At 73.4% G+C, this 14425-nt stretch carries 13 protein-coding genes; 8 read left to right on the plus strand and 5 right to left on the minus strand.

Going from position 1 to position 14425, the window contains the following annotated elements:
• Positions 1 to 1035, minus strand: coding sequence for an LCP family protein (locus JOF54_RS11320; protein ID WP_210055728.1), 1035 nt, complete (start codon positions 1033 to 1035; stop codon positions 1 to 3).
• Between the two features lie 184 nt (positions 1036 to 1219).
• On the opposite strand from JOF54_RS11320, the gene JOF54_RS11325 reads away from it, so the two are divergent.
• The 3 genes from JOF54_RS11325 to JOF54_RS11335 are packed head-to-tail and all read left to right on the plus strand — an operon-like array spanning position 1220 to position 2352.
• On the plus strand, positions 1220 to 1609 hold the full coding sequence (locus tag JOF54_RS11325) for a hypothetical protein (protein WP_210055730.1): 390 nt from the start codon (positions 1220 to 1222) through the stop codon (positions 1607 to 1609).
• 42 nt (positions 1610 to 1651) lie between these two features.
• Positions 1652 to 1951, plus strand: coding sequence for an ArsR/SmtB family transcription factor (locus JOF54_RS11330; protein WP_210055732.1), 300 nt, complete (start codon positions 1652 to 1654; stop codon positions 1949 to 1951).
• Positions 1948 to 2352, plus strand: a complete 405-nt coding sequence (locus JOF54_RS11335) for a VOC family protein (protein WP_210055734.1) — start codon at positions 1948 to 1950, stop codon at positions 2350 to 2352. The genes JOF54_RS11330 and JOF54_RS11335 overlap by 4 nt, the downstream gene beginning before the upstream one ends.
• A 440-nt stretch (positions 2353 to 2792) precedes the next feature.
• Here the strand turns inward: JOF54_RS11335 and JOF54_RS11340 are convergent, their stop codons facing one another.
• Entirely contained in the window at positions 2793 to 3614 is an 822-nt protein-coding gene (locus JOF54_RS11340; RefSeq protein WP_307804067.1) for an ABC transporter ATP-binding protein, read from the minus strand.
• Positions 3589 to 4470: an ABC transporter permease gene (locus tag JOF54_RS11345; RefSeq protein ID WP_210055736.1), complete on the minus strand. Its 882-nt coding sequence runs from the start codon at positions 4468 to 4470 to the stop codon at positions 3589 to 3591. Before JOF54_RS11345 ends, JOF54_RS11340 begins: the two co-directional genes overlap by 26 nt.
• A gap of 411 nt (positions 4471 to 4881) precedes the next feature.
• Between JOF54_RS11345 and JOF54_RS11350 the strand changes: the two genes are divergently transcribed.
• Positions 4882 to 6393: a metallophosphoesterase gene (locus JOF54_RS11350; protein WP_210055738.1), complete on the plus strand. Its 1512-nt coding sequence runs from the start codon at positions 4882 to 4884 to the stop codon at positions 6391 to 6393.
• 222 nt (positions 6394 to 6615) lie between these two features.
• On the plus strand, positions 6616 to 8643 hold the full coding sequence (locus JOF54_RS21510) for an ABC transporter ATP-binding protein (RefSeq protein ID WP_307804069.1): 2028 nt from the start codon (positions 6616 to 6618) through the stop codon (positions 8641 to 8643).
• Between the two features lie 200 nt (positions 8644 to 8843).
• On the opposite strand, the gene JOF54_RS11360 is transcribed toward JOF54_RS21510, so the two are convergent.
• Positions 8844 to 9944 carry an NADH:flavin oxidoreductase/NADH oxidase gene (locus tag JOF54_RS11360; protein ID WP_210055741.1) on the minus strand — a complete coding sequence of 367 codons (1101 nt, stop codon included), beginning with the start codon at positions 9942 to 9944 and terminating at the stop codon, positions 8844 to 8846.
• Between the two features lie 83 nt (positions 9945 to 10027).
• Here JOF54_RS11360 and JOF54_RS11365 point away from each other — a divergent pair, with 83 nt between their 5' ends.
• The 3 genes from JOF54_RS11365 to JOF54_RS11375 all read left to right on the plus strand — a co-directional run bounded on the left by JOF54_RS11365 (position 10028) and on the right by JOF54_RS11375 (position 12697).
• Entirely contained in the window at positions 10028 to 10573 is a 546-nt protein-coding gene (locus JOF54_RS11365) for an ATP-binding protein (protein WP_210055743.1), read from the plus strand.
• A gap of 76 nt (positions 10574 to 10649) precedes the next feature.
• On the plus strand, positions 10650 to 11339 hold the full coding sequence (locus JOF54_RS11370; protein ID WP_210055745.1) for a response regulator transcription factor: 690 nt from the start codon (positions 10650 to 10652) through the stop codon (positions 11337 to 11339).
• Positions 11336 to 12697 carry a sensor histidine kinase gene (locus tag JOF54_RS11375; protein ID WP_210055747.1) on the plus strand — a complete coding sequence of 454 codons (1362 nt, stop codon included), beginning with the start codon at positions 11336 to 11338 and terminating at the stop codon, positions 12695 to 12697. Before JOF54_RS11370 ends, JOF54_RS11375 begins: the two co-directional genes overlap by 4 nt.
• A 54-nt stretch (positions 12698 to 12751) precedes the next feature.
• On the opposite strand, the gene JOF54_RS11380 is transcribed toward JOF54_RS11375, so the two are convergent.
• Positions 12752 to 14425: a copper resistance CopC/CopD family protein gene (locus JOF54_RS11380; protein WP_210055750.1), complete on the minus strand. Its 1674-nt coding sequence runs from the start codon at positions 14423 to 14425 to the stop codon at positions 12752 to 12754.

Below are 14425 nucleotides of genomic sequence, written 5' to 3' on the forward strand. Positions count from 1 at the left end.
TCAGCCCTTCGGGTACTTCTTGACGTAGCTGTCCATCGTGTCCTTCTCCAGCGCCTCGGACAGCTCGGCGAGCTTGGCGGTGTCCACGACGTCGATGCTCTGCCCGTCGGGGCTGGTGCCGAAGCCCGACAGCGGAGCCTGCAGCAGCTCGATGTCGCGGGACTTCAGGCGCAGCGACAGCGCCGTCCGGCGGATCTCGGCGTCGGTGAGGCTGTTGTCCACCGTCACGTGCTTGGCCAGGTTGGAGATGAAGGCGGTGAACCGCGCCGGGTCGGAGATGACGTCGGCGCTGAGCCCCTTGGCCACGATCGCCTTGATGACGTTGCGCTGGTTCTCGGCCCGGTCGAGGTCGCCGTTCGGCAGCGAGTGCCGCTCGCGGACGAACCACAGCGCCTGCTCGCCCTTGATGGTGATCTTGCCCTTGGGGTAGTCGAAGCCGTGCGAGGTGAAGGCCGTCCCGTTCGTCACCGTCACCCCGCCGAGGTCGTCGGTGAGCCCGATGAACCCCTCGAGCCCGATGAGCACCACGTGGTCCATCCGCACGTCGGTGAGCTTCTCCAGCGTCCGGACGGTGAGGGCCGGGCCGCCCAGGGAGTAGGCCGCGTTGATCTTGTTGCGGCCGTACCCGGGGATGTCGACGTACATGTCGCGGGGGAACGAGACGATGTAGGCCTCGTCGCGCTCCTTGTTGAGGTGGACGACCATGATGCTGTCGCTGCGGCCGTCGCCCTCGTCCTCGGGGTCGCGGCTGTCGGAGCCGAGCAGGACGTAGTTGAGGGTGCCGGTCTCCGGCGCCGCCGTCGGCCGGGAGCCGCTGGACGGGTCGTCGGTCGGCAGGTCGATGCCGCGGGTGATGTTGTTGGTCAGCCCGCGGTCCACGCGCCAGGCGTAGACCCCGACGCCGACCAGGGCCAGCACCAGCACGCCGGCCACCACGACGAGCACCCGCGGCCACACGCGACGGCGGCGCCGGGCTCGGGCGGGTGCGCTCGGGGTCCCCGCGTCGGGGTCGGCGGGCGCTGGGGTCTCGGGCATGCGGGTGGTCCTCGGCTGGAAGGTGAGCGCAGTCTATGCGGACGTGACAGGCGGGAACGGGGCTGCGACGGGCCCGTGACACCCTCGTCACCCAACGCACGGGCCGCCCGGAACGAGCCCGGCGGGCCGCACCCGCTGCACGGACGGGGCCGCCCGACCACCGCGCCGGAGCTAGGTTGGGGCCATGTCGCGCGCCGAGGAAGCCGCCCGCCGCGTCGAGCTCGCCGCCGCCCAGGAGCGGGGGGAGTCGCTGCAGGCGCAGAAGCTCATCGACGGTTTCGTCACGCAGGCGCGGGAGCGCGGCCTGCCGACCGAGCGGCTGCGGGCGACCCTGTTCACCGGGCAGTCGGTCCGCACCGACAAGACCGGCTGGTACCTGCGGAAGAACCGCAGCCTCGCCATCGGCGACGACGGCGCCTACTACGTGCTCACCGTGCCCGGCGGCCTGCGCGAGCGGGTGTCCGGGGTGAAGCTGCAGCCCAGCCCGCCGCCGCTGGTGGTGGGCCGGGGCGGCCGCGACGGCGAGTCCGGCTCGCTGGTGGACTTCCTCCGCTGGCGGCTCGAGGCCGGCTGACCCCTTGATGGGCAAGCGTGGACTTGCCTATAGTGACCGGTGATGGAGGACGAGGCGGAGGCCGACCTGTACCGGGCGCTGGCCGACCCGACCCGACGGCTCCTGCTCGACGAGCTGCGCGAGCGCGACGACCAGTCGCTGTTCGAGCTGTGCACCCGGCTGGCGGTGGTGCACCAGGTGACCTCGTCGCGGCAGGCGGTGTCCCAGCACCTCGCGGTGCTGGAGGCCGCGGGGCTGGTGCGGACGCGGCGGAGCGGGCGGACCAAGCTGCACACGCTCTCCACCGCCCCGCTGCGCGCCGTCCTGGAGCGCTGGCCGCTGCCCACCGAGGAGTCCCCATGACCACCACCCCCGCCCCGCGGATCGTGCTCACCAGCGTCCACGTCGACGACCAGGCGAGGGCGCTCGCCTTCTACACCGACGTCCTCGGCTTCCGGCTCAAGCACGACGTGCCCCTCGGGGAGCACCGCTGGCTCACCGTCGTCAGCGCGGACGACCCCGACGGCGTCGAGCTGGTGCTGGAACCCGACGACCACCCGGCCGCCCGCGCCTACCAGCAGGCCCTGGCCGCCGACGGCATCCCGGCCGCCTCCTTCGCCGTCGACGACGTGGCCGCGGCCGTCACCGCGCTGGAGGCGCGCGGCGTCCGCGTGGTGCAGCAGCCGCTCGCGATGGGCCCCGTCGTCACCGCCGTCGTCGACGACACCTGCGGGAACCTGGTGCAGCTCACCTCGCCTGCCTGAGGGGCTGGGCGGCCCTTCGACAGGCTCAGGGAGCCGGGGCGGGACCAGCGCCGGGAGGGTGACTGGCCCTTCGACGGGCTCAGGGAGCGAAGGCCGAGCGCCGCCGGGAGGGTGACGGGCCCTTCGACAGGCTCAGGGCGCGGGGGCCGGGCGACGCCGGGAGGGAGACGGGCCCTTCGACGGGCTCAGGGTGGGGCCGGGCGACGCCGGGAGGTGGACGGGCCCTTCGACGGGCTCAGGGCGCGGGGGCCGGGCGACGCCGGAGGGGGGACGGGCCCTTCAACAGGCTCAGGGAGCGGAGTCGGGACCCGCGCCGGAGGGGGCGCCGCGGTCTGGACGACCGAGGGAGCAGACACGCTTTTCGTCTGCGACCGAGGGAGGAAGACTGCGGGCCGGAGCCCCCTCCGCGAGCGAGCGGAGCGAGCTCAGACGACTCAGCCTCAGATGTCCTCGTCCGTGACGGCCGTGCGCTTGACCTTGACGAAGCGCATGTAGGCGTTGACGACCTCGTCGGGCTCGCCGCGCATCATCAGCTCGCCCTTGTTCAGCCAGATGGCCTCGTTGCACATCTCCTTGATGGAGCCGAGGCCGTGGCTGACCAGGAACATCGCCCGGGCGCTCTGCCGCAGCTCGGCCATCTTGGCGTTGGCCTTCTCGCGGAACTTCGCGTCGCCGGTGGAGAGCGCCTCGTCGATCATCAGGATGTCGGGCTTCATGTGCACGGCGACGGAGAACCCGACCCGGGCCGACATGCCGGAGGAGTAGGTGCGCATCGGCATGTCGATGAACTCGCCGAGCTCGGTCCACTCGGCGACGTCGTCGGCGCGCTCCTCGACGTCCTTGCGGGAGAGCCCGGAGGCCAGCCCGCCGAGGATGATGTTCTCCCGGCCGGAGAGGTCCTTGTTGAAGCCGACGCCGAGGGCGAGCAGGGTGCTGGCCTTGCCCCAGACCTCGATGGACCCGCTGGTGGGCGGCAGGATCCCGGCCATCGCGCGCATCAGCGTGGACTTGCCCGCGCCGTTGGACCCGATGATGCCCATCGCGGTGCCGGTCCGGACGTCGAAGCTGACGTCCTTGATGGCCTGCACCTCGCGGACGGCCCGCTGGCCGCGGCCGAACCGGACCAGCGCCTGCTTGAGGGTGGGCTTGCGCTCGAACGTCGTCCGGTAGGTGATGGAGAGGTTCTCCACCCGGACGGCGTAGGGCGGGTCGGTGGCGGCGGCCGCGGCGGGTGACTCAGGTGAGGCGGACAGCGAACTCACGCTCCCTCGAGATGAAGAACAGGAACCCCAGCGCGGCCACGCCGACCGCCCAGGCGGCGGAGGTGACCCACGTCGACAGGTCGGGCACCAGGCCCTCCTGGATCGCGTCGGCGTACCCGCCGAGCATCGAGTACAGGGGGTTGACCTGGATCAGCGTCAGCATCCAGCGCGGGAAGTCGCGGGCGAAGATCGCCTCGGGCAGCCAGAGCACCGGCGACAGGTACATCCAGAGCCGGACGAAGAACGGCAGGAAGCTGGAGGTGTCGCGGAAGTAGATCTGCAGGGTGGAGAAGAACGCCGCCAGCCCCATCCCGAACAGGATCATCATCGCCAGGAAGTAGATCCCCAGCAGCATGTGCCAGCTCCACTGGTCGCGCAGGAAAATGACGTGGAACACCAGGTACACCGGGATGGTGGGCAGGAACCGGAAGAACGCCGTGCGCACCGCGGACAGCGGGATCAGCAGCCGGGGGAACGCGGTGTTGATGAGCAGCTTGCCCGACGTGGTGACCGAGGTGGCGCCGGAGGTGATCGACGTCGAGACCAGGTTGAACGCGAACAGGCCGAGCGTCAGGTGGGTGAAGAACGACGGGTCGTGCTGGCCGCGGATGATCGTCACCAGCAGGTAGTAGACGCCCGCGAGCAGCAGCGGGTTGAGCACCAGCCACGCCTGGCCGAAGAAGGTCGAGACGTTGGCGCTGCGCATCGTGGCGCGGCTCATCTCGGCGGCGAAGCCGCGCCGGTGCCAGAGCTCGCGGAAGTACGGGACCAGCGGGGGCAGGCCGGCGCGGTGCGGGCCGTAGCGGTGGTAGACCGGCTCGAACTCGGTCTCGGTGTCCCGGGTGGGCGCCGTCATGGCAGCACCGCCTCCATTCCGACTCCTGCTCGTCCGTGGTCACGACCGTCGGTCCGGGTCCGTGTGGCGTCCGGGCCCGGCGTCCGGGTGCCCGATCTGGGTGGACAGTCTGCCACGACCGGACCGCCCCGACGTGGCAGCCGCGTTGCGGGAGCGGCGCAGGCCGTCCCGGGCGCCGCGGACGCCCCCGGGCGGGGGACCCGGGCCCTGTGCCGGGACCGAAGTCCCGCTCCGCGACGGCGTTCGTCACCTCGGTGGAAGGGCCTTCGGGCACACCCGGCGGTATTTCCCGGGCGAAGGTCCCGACTCCTTTCCCGCGCATTGCGGCGAATGCTCAGGATTTCCTAGGGTTTTGATCACTCGGGGTCAGACCAGCACAATCCACCATTTCTCAGAATCCCGAGGTGCACCATGAAGTCGACCAAGATCATCGGAGCGATCGGCGTCAGCGCAGCCCTCCTCGTCGGCGCGGGCGTCCAGATGGCGTCGGCCGCCTCGCCCTCCTGCGCGGTGCTGGACGACCCCATCCACCAGGTCGTGAACCCCAAGGTCGGCTCGAGCCTGCTGACCCCGTGGGAGGGCGAGGCCACCAAGGCGGCCAAGCACGGCTTCACCACCGACCGCGGCGTCGTCTTCTACGGCTCCACCACCCAGGCCGCCGGCCTGGTCGGGGTGCACCGCCTCTACAACGCCAAGACCCAGGACTTCCTCTTCTCCATCAGCTCCGGCGAGGTCAGCAACGCCGTCAAGAGCAAGGGCTACGTCGACCAGGGCATCAGCTTCTACGTCTCCGCCACCGGCGGCACCGGCTGCACGGTGAGCATGCCGCGGCTGGTCAAGGGCAGCCAGCACCGCGTCGCGACCCAGAACGGCGAGACCGAGGCCATGACCAAGGCCGGCTGGACGCTCGAGGGCGTCAAGTTCTTCGTCGGCACGAAGGCCGGCACGCCGACCACGCCGACGAACCCGCCCACCAGCCCGTCGACCCCGACCCCCCTGCCGCCGGCGCCCACCGAGGTCCCCACGACGCCGACCCTCCCCTCCAGCCCCGCCGCGGACGCCGGTCCCTTCCAGTTCGCGGTGATCCCCGACACCCAGCTCGAGGTCCTCAAGGCCGACGACCAGCGGATGAAGGCGCGCAACCAGTGGCTGGTCAACCAGAAGGTCGCCTTCGTCGCGCAGACCGGTGACCTCGTCAACTGGGACACCGACCAGCACGAGCAGTACGAGCGGGCCAAGGTCGGCATGGGCGTCCTCACCCAGAACAAGACCCCCTACACCGTCGCCGTCGGCAACCACGACACCCACGCCACGGGCGTCGGCGGCAGCGCCCGCCCCGGCAAGACCTGGGAGCTGGTCCGCGACACCAAGACCCTGAACGACTACTTCTCGGCCAGCGACTTCGGCAACGTCCGCGGCGCCTTCGAGCCCGGCAAGATCGACAACGTCTACGCGACCTACCAGGCCGGGGGCAAGAAGTTCATGGTCATCACGCTGGAGTTCGCGCCCCGCAAGGCGGCCGTCGCCTGGGCCAAGTCGGTCGTCGCGGCCCACCCCGACCACAACGTCATCATCTCGACGCACTTCTACCTGAACGGCAACAGCACGATCTCCACCAGCAACGGCGGCTACGGCGACGCGTCCGGCAAGTACGTCTTCGACAACCTCGTCAGCCAGTACCCGAACATCAAGATGGTGTTCTCCGGCCACGTCGGGTACGCCGCCAAGGCCCGCGTCGACACGGGCAAGGCCGGCAACAAGGTCTACTCCTTCCTCACGACCTTCCACGAGGGCACCACGAACCCGGTCCGGATGCTCTCGGTCGACACCAAGAAGGGGACCATCTCCAGCACGATCTACGCCCCCTTCGACAAGAAGACCTGGCACGCCTACGACGAGACGATCTCGGTCGACTTCGTCTGATCCCCAGCTCCTCGGACCGGCGGTCGCAGCACCGCAGTCCCTTCCGATCGGGGGATGGGGGAGACCGCTGGACAGGAGCAGCAACGGCGGGCCACACGGCCCGCCGTTGCTGCTTGCCCGGACCGCTCGGGTCCGACCCTCGGGCGCAGCGCGTGCCGGAGAAGCCTAGGCTCGCCGCATGAGGCACCCGGCTCGACGCCCGACCGCCCCGGCGCGCTGCCCGTGACCGCGGCGCCGGCACCCACCGCACCCCCCACGACGACCGACCCGGACCCCGGCGACCGGGTGCTGGCCCGGATCGCCGGCCTGCTCGCCCCCTACAAGGCCAAGATGGCGCTGGTCGCCGTGGCCGTGGTCAGCGCCGCGGTGCTCACCTCGGTGGCACCCTTCCTCACCCGGGCCGTGTTCGACGACGCGCTGTTCCCCGTCGACGGCGGTCCGGCCGACCTCCGGCTGCTCGGCTGGCTGGTGGCCGGTCTCTGCGTCATCCCGGTGCTGAGCGCGCTGATCGGCATCGGGCAGAACCTGCTGACCGCCACCATCGGCAACTCGGCGATGGCCGACCTGCGCAGCACGCTGTTCGCGCACCTGCAGAAGATGGAGCTGGCGTTCTTCACCGCCACCAAGACCGGGGCCATCCAGTCGCGGCTGGCCAACGACGTCAGCGGCGTGCGCACGGTGCTCACCGACACGGCGACGACGATCCTGCAGAACTCGGTGACCGTCATCTCCGCGTTCATCGCCATGGTGCTGCTGTCGTGGAAGCTGACGGTGCTCACCCTCGTGCTGATGCCGCTGTTCGTCGTGCTGCAGGTCCGGGTGGGCCGGCGCCGCCAGCGGCTGGCCCGGCGCACCCAGGAGTCGCTCTCGGAGATGACGGCGATCACCGAGGAGTCGCTCTCGGTGTCCGGCATCCTGCTGGCCAAGGTCTTCAACCGGGCCGACTCCGAGGTCGCGCGCTACCGCGAGGAGAACCAGCGCCAGACGCGGCTGCAGGTCGAGCAGGCGATGACCGGCCGGGCGTTCTTCGCCCTGGTGCAGACCTTCTTCGCCATCACCCCGGCGCTGATCTACCTCGTCGCCGGGTTCATGATCAGCGGCCGGCTGGGCGGGGGCGCCGGGCTCACCGCCGGCACCCTGGTGGCCTTCACCACGCTGCAGGCGCGGCTCCAGATGCCCCTCATCCAGCTGATGCGGGTCACCCTCGACGTGCAGACCTCGCTGGCCCTGTTCCGCCGCATCTTCGAGTACCTCGACCTCGTGCCGGCCGTCCAGGAGCGGCCGGGCGCGCAGGACCTGCCGGCCAGCGAGGAGGGCGGCTCCGTCGAGTTCCGCGACGTCTGGTTCCGCTACCCGGAGCCGCGCGAGCTGACCGGCGGACGCTCCGGAGCCCCGCGGTTCGCCCGGCCCGACGCCGTCGCCGCCCCCTCCGATCCCGCCGTCGAGCCCGAGGCCGAGCGGCCGGTGGGCGACGGCTGGACGCTGCGCGACCTCAGCCTGACGGTCCGGCCGGGGCAGCTCGCCGCGATCGTCGGCCCGTCCGGCTCGGGCAAGACGACGATGACCTACCTGGTGCCGCGCTTCTACGACGTCACCGAGGGCGCGGTCCTGGTGGACGGCGTCGACGTCCGCGACGCGACGATGAACTCCCTCGCCGAGGCGGTCGGCATGGTCACCCAGGAGCCGTACCTCTTCCACGGCACCATCTACGACAACATCGCCTACGCCCGGCCGGACGCGACCGAGGCCGACATCCACCGGGCGGCCCGCGACGCCAACATCCACGAGCGGATCATGAGCTTCGACGACGGCTACGAGACCGTCACCGGCGAGCGCGGCTACCGGCTCTCGGGCGGGGAGAAGCAGCGGCTCGCCATCGCCCGCGTGTTCCTGATGAACCCCCGCGTCCTCATCCTCGACGAGGCCACCTCGGCGCTGGACACCGAGACCGAGCGGCTGGTGCAGGACGCCCTCGAGCGGGCCACCCGCGGCCGGACGACGATCGCCATCGCCCACCGGCTCTCGACCATCCAGAACGCCGACGTGATCTTCGGCCTCGAGGACGGCGTGCTGGTCGAGCAGGGCACCCACGCCGAGCTGTTGGAGCAGGGCGGGCTGTACTCCCGGCTCTACACCGAGCAGTTCAGCGGCGGGGCGGTCGAGGCCCGCTTCGCCGACGGCGTGCTGTTCAGCGACGGCCGCACCGTCTGCGACGGCCGGGGCCGGCAGCGGGCGGACGTCAGCTTGTGAGGGAGAGCTCGTAGGGAAGAGCACGGCGTGTCCTCGGAGCTCGCTCCGCTCGCTCGCGAAGGGGGCTCCAGCCCACGGTCTTCTTCCCTCGCTCGCAGACGACGAACGTGTCTGCTCCCTCGGTCGTCCAGACCGCGGCGCCCCCTCCGGCGTCGGTCGGGGGCGCTGTGCCGTGCGGCCGTCCGAGCTGACCTCCTGGCTCAGACGGGAGCCAGCACGTCGTCCCACTTGCCGCGGCTGTAGGCGGGCGGGTAGGGGGCGTCGCGCCAGGTGAGGCCCAGCTCGGCGGCGGCGCGGAGCGGCCAGGACGGCTCGCGGAGCGCGGCGCGGGCCAGCAGGACGGCGTCGGCCTGGCCCGAGGCCAGCACCTCCTCGGCCTGCTGCGGGCTGGTGATGAGGCCGACGGCGCCGGTGGGGATGCCCGCCTGGTGCCGGACGGCCTCGGAGAACGGCAGCTGGTAGCCGGGGCCGACGGGGATGTCGGCCATCACGTTGCCGCCGGTCGAGACGTCGACGAGGTCGACGCCGCGGTCCTTGAGGACCGCCGAGAGCCGGACCGAGTCGTCCCCGCTCCAGCCGCCCTCGGTCCAGTCGGTGGCCGAGATGCGCACGAAGACCGGCTTGCCGGCCGGCCACACGTCGCGGACGGCGTCGACGACCTCGAGCAGCAGGCGGGTGCGGCCGGCGAAGCTGCCGCCGTAGCCGTCGGTGCGGGTGTTGGAGAGCGGGGAGAGGAACTGGTGCAGCAGGTAGCCGTGCGCGGCGTGCACCTCGACGACGTCGAAGCCGGCCTCGTCGGCGCGGCGGGCGGACTCGGCGAAGGCGCGGACGACGCCGGCCAGCTCCTCGGTCGCGAGGGCGCGCGGGGCGGTGTAGCCGGGGAAGGCGTCGGCCGTCGGGCCGACGCTGGTCCAGCCGCCCTCGTCCTCGGCGACGCTGCCCGTCGGCTCGCCCGGGAAGCCGCGGTAGGTGGAGGCCTTGCGGCCGGCGTGGGCCAGCTGCACGCCGATGGCGGAGCCCTGCCCGTGGACGAAGTCGACGACGGGCTTCCAGGCGTCGCGCTGGACGTCGTCCCACAGGCCGGTGTCCTGCGGGCTGATCCGGCCCTCGGGCACGACGGCGGTGGCCTCGGTGAGGATCAGCCCGAAGCCGCCCTGGGCCCGGGAGCCGAGGTGCACGAGGTGCCAGTCGGTCGGCACGCCGTCCTCGGCCAGCACGGAGTACTGGCACATCGGCGCCAGCCAGACGCGGTTGGGGATCGTGAGGTCACGCAGGGTCAGGGGGGTGAAGAGCTCGGCCATGTCCAGCGCAACCGGGCGGGGCGGGGCCCGATTCCGCCCGCTCGGCGTGCGCTCGGTCACACGGCCGCCCTACGCTCGCGGCCATGACCTGCCGCGCCCTGCTCCTGACCGGCACCGTCGGCGTCGGCAAGACCACGACGGCCGACGCCGTGGCCGACCGGCTGCGGTCGGCGGGGGTGCCGCACGCCGTCGTCGACCTCGACGAGCTGCGGCGCTGCTGGCCGGCCCCGGCCGACGACCCGTTCCACACCGCGCTCTCGCTGCGGAACCTCGCCGCGCTGGCGGGCGGCTACCGCGACGCCGGCGCCGAGCGGCTGGTGCTGGCCGGGGTCGTCGAGACCCGCGCGGACCGGCAGCGGCACGAGGACGCCCTCGGGGTGCCGCTGCAGGTGGTCCGGCTGCTGGCCCCCGCCGACGTCGTCGCCCCGCGGCTGCGCGCCCGGCACGCCGGCGACCCCGACGGCCTGGCCTGGCACCTGCACCGGCGCGGTGAGCTGGACGCCGTCCTGGACGCGGCCGACGTCGCCGACACGGCGGTGGCGGTGGCCGGGCTGGACCGTGCCGAGGTCGCCGACGCGGTGCTGCGCGCAGCGGGCTGGTCGCAGAAAAGTGTGGTGGCCGACGGCTGAATCGGCTCCGACGCCCCCCACGGGCCGCCGCCCGGTCCTATCCTGAGCGCTACCACGACGTTCTCCGGGGGGACTGATGTCGGACGGTGGCACGAGGGACGCGCGGGCGCTGGCAGCGCCCGGGCTGGACGAGGTCCGGGACGAGACGACCGTGCTGGTGGTCGACGACCACCAGTGCTTCAGCGACCTGCTGACGGCCGCGCTGTCCGCGGTGGCGGGGTTCCGCTGCCTGGGCACGGCGGCGTCGGCGGCCGAGGGGGTGGCGACCGCGGCACGGCTGAGACCTGACGTCGTCGTCATGGACATCCAGATGCCGGGCACCGACGGGCTGGCCGCGACCCGGCGGCTCCGCCAGGCGAGCCCCGGCACGGCGGTCGCGGTGGTCACCGCGCACACCGACGGCGAGTGGGTGGCGCGGGCGGCGCAGGCGGGCGCGTCGGCGTTCATCCCCAAGGGCGGTTCGCTGGCCGAGATGGTCGACCTGCTCCGACGGGCGCGGCCGGGCCGGATGGAGGTGGCGCCATCGCTGCGCCGGACGGCCCCGGCCCCGACGAGCGCCGCGGGACCGGACGCGCTCACCGCGCGCGAGCTCGAGGTGCTGGGCTACATCGGCCAGGGGCTGCAGGCCAAGAGCGTGGCCAAGGTGATGGGCATCAGCGTCCACACCTGCCGCGGCTACATCAAGACGGTCTACGCGAAGCTGCACGTGAGCAGCCGGATCGAGGCCGTCAACCGCGCCCGGCAGCTGCAGCTCCTCGACTCATGAACCGGCGGGCGGCGGGCGTCCGGGTGATCCGCCTCGGCGCCCGCCGGGAGCTCACCCTGCTGGTGGGGCTGGGGCTGGCCGTGATGCTGGCCATCGGCCTCGGCGCCGCCTTCGCGAGCCGGCGCGTGGCCCAGGGCCAGGCCCTGGACGACTCCGAGCGGATGACGGTCCGGCTGGCCACGCTGGTCATCACGCCCGCGCTGCCGGGATACCTCGACGGCGACCCCGTCCAGGTGGACGAGCTGCGACGCGCGATCGCCAACCGGATGTCCGACGGCTACCTGACCGAGGTCACGGTGTGGAGCGCCGCGGGCGAGGTGCTGTTCAGCAACCGGGCCGAGGACGTCGGCCACGTGGCGGACCCGGTGCCGCCCGAGGTCGCCGACGCGGTGGCGGGCCGCACCACCTCCGCCTTCGAGGACGACCCTCCCGAGGCGGACGCGGCTGGAGCGGCTCCCGCCGGGCAGGCCGGGACCGGTCCCAGCCGTTACGTCGAGGTCTACGCCCCGCTGCGCGTCGCGGGGCACCCGCCGATGGCGTTCGAGGCCTACTACGACTACCAGCGGGTCGAGGACGTCGCCGACCGCCTGCTGCGCCAGACCCTCCCCCTGGTGCTGGGTCCGCTGCTGGTGCTCCAGGCGATCCAGATCCCGGTCGCCGTCTCGCTGGCCCGGCGGCTGCGGCGGCACGAGAACGAGCGTGCGCGGCTGCTCGAGCGCGCCCTGTCCGGCTCCGACGCCGAACGGGTCCGCTTCGCGGCCGACCTGCACGACGGCCCCATCCAGGACCTCGCGGGCATCGGCTACGCCCTCGGGGCGGTCGCGCCGTCGGTGGACCCGAAGCACGCGCCGCTGATGGCCCGGGTGCAGGAGGCCGTCCAGCGCTCGGTGCAGGACCTGCGCACCCTGATGACCGACCTCTACCCGCCGGACCTGCGCGACGGCAACCTCGTCCAGGCGCTGGGCGTGCTCGCGGAGGAGGTGCGCGCGGAAGGTCTGGCGGTCGAGCTGCAGCTGGCCGACCTGCCGGGTCTGGGCGAGGACCAGGGAGCCGCGCTGTACCGGGTGGTGCGGGAGAGCCTCGCCAACGTGGTGAAGCACGCCCACGCCACCGCGGTGACGGTCTCGCTCGCCCCCGTCACCCCGGGCGCCGCCGACCCCCGGGGTGGGCGGGTCCGCCTCGTCGTCGCCGACGACGGGGTGGGCGCGGACCCGACCCGGCTGGACCGGCGCGCCGAGGGCCACCTGGGCCTGCGGCTGCTGGCCGACCGGGTGGAGGACCTCGGCGGCCGGCTGGTCGTCGTCACCGGGCCGGGGCGGGGGACCTCTGTCGAGGTCGAGCTGCCGCTCACCACCTGACCGGAGCCGGCCAGCGCGCGCTGAGCCGTTCGCGCGCCGGTCCCGCTCACCGCGTCAGCCGGTGACCGGCAGCACGAGCACGGCGCTCGGCTCGTCGAAGCGGCTCGTCCGCACGGTGACCACCAGCTGCCAGGGGCCGGCGACCGGCAGCGCGGCCTCGAGGCTGTGGTGGCCCGGTTCGTCGAGGGCCTGCACGGCCGCCGGCACCGGGCCCAGGCCCTGCTCGGGCAGGCTCAGCGTGACCTGCGGCGGCTGGTCGGTGACCAGCGGGGAGCCGTCCCCCCGGCGCAGCGTCAGCTCCGCCGTGCGCCTGCCCACCCCGCCCGGGGTCACGGTCAGCTGCACGCTGCCGTCGCCCAGCTCGGCGCGCTGGGTGGTGGCGCCGGCGAGGGCCGTGCGCGAGCCGTCGCCGGCCGGTGCGGTGGGGCTCTGGCCCACGAGCACGCCGGTGAGGGCGAGGGCCACGACGACGACGAGGGCCTCGTCGACCACGGCTGACCGGAGCCGGCGCCACTGGGCGGCGGCGGCCCCGCGGCGACGGACGGCGGCGACCAGGGCGTAGCGGTTCCACGCCGCGAGCACGCCGACGACGGCCACCAGGGCCAGCTTGGCCAGCAGGGCGCGGCCCCAGCCGGTGCCGGTCAGGTCGGCCGGCCGTTCGAGCACCAGGGTCGCCATGGCCGCACCGCTCGCGCCGAGCAGCCCGACCAGGACGCCGGCCAGGACCGAGAACCGGACGACCACGGCCGCGGTGCGCACGGCCTCCTCGGGGCGGCGCCGGGCCGCCACCAGGTGGAGGCCGAGCCCGAGGAGCCCCCCGGACCAGACGGCGGCGGCGCTGACGTGGACCAGGTCGAGCACGGCCATCAGCCCGGTGGGTCCGACGGTGCGGCTGTGCCCCGTGACCAGCACGGAGGCCAGGGCCAGGAGGGACCCCAGGCCGCCGAGGACGCGGGCAGCCCGGGTGGGCAGCCGCCCCGCGACCAGCAGCAGCAGGGTCCCGGCGGTGACCAGGAGCAGGGCGGTCCCGGGTGCTTCGGCCAGGCCCTGGCGCCAGGCCCAGCCGTCGGCGAGGTCGACCAGCCGGCCGCCGGCGCGGAGGACGGCCGCCGTGCCGGCCTGCAGCGCCGAGGCGGCGACGGCCAGACCCAGGGCCGCGGCGACGACGCGGCCGCCCGGGCCGCGACGGCCGTCGGGCCCGAGCACCAGGTGGCGGAAGGACCAGAGCCCGACGCCGCCGAGCAGCCCGACCCAGCCGAGCACCTGGAGGGTGGTCAGCAGGGTGCCGACCGCGCCGCCGTCGTCGACGGCCGGCGCCGAGGGGGGCGTCGCCGACGGGGCGCCGACCGCGAAGGCCAGCGTGCCGCCGACGGGGTGGCCGTCGGCGGAGACGACCCGCCAGCCGAGGAGGTAGCTGCCCCGGGCGAGCCCGGTCGGCAGCGCGGCGGTGACCACCCGGTCGCGACTGGTGACGTCGACCGTGCTGGGCTCGCCGTCCACCGTGTGCCGGCCGGTGCTGTCGTAGAGGGCGAAGCCCTCCGCCACGGGGGCGACCGGCTCGCTGAAGCGCAGCTCGACGGTTCCCGGGGCGGTGCTGAGCACGCTGCCCTCGACGGGCACGGCGACCACCACCCGGGTGTGCGCGGACGCCGCCGGGGCGCCCAGGACCGCGCCGAGCAGGAGCAGGACCAGCAGCCCGAGCGCGCGGGCCCCGCCGCGGGGGAGCAC

The sequence above is a fragment of the Microlunatus capsulatus genome, assembly GCF_017876495.1.
Lineage (GTDB): Bacteria > Actinomycetota > Actinomycetes > Propionibacteriales > Propionibacteriaceae > Microlunatus > Microlunatus capsulatus.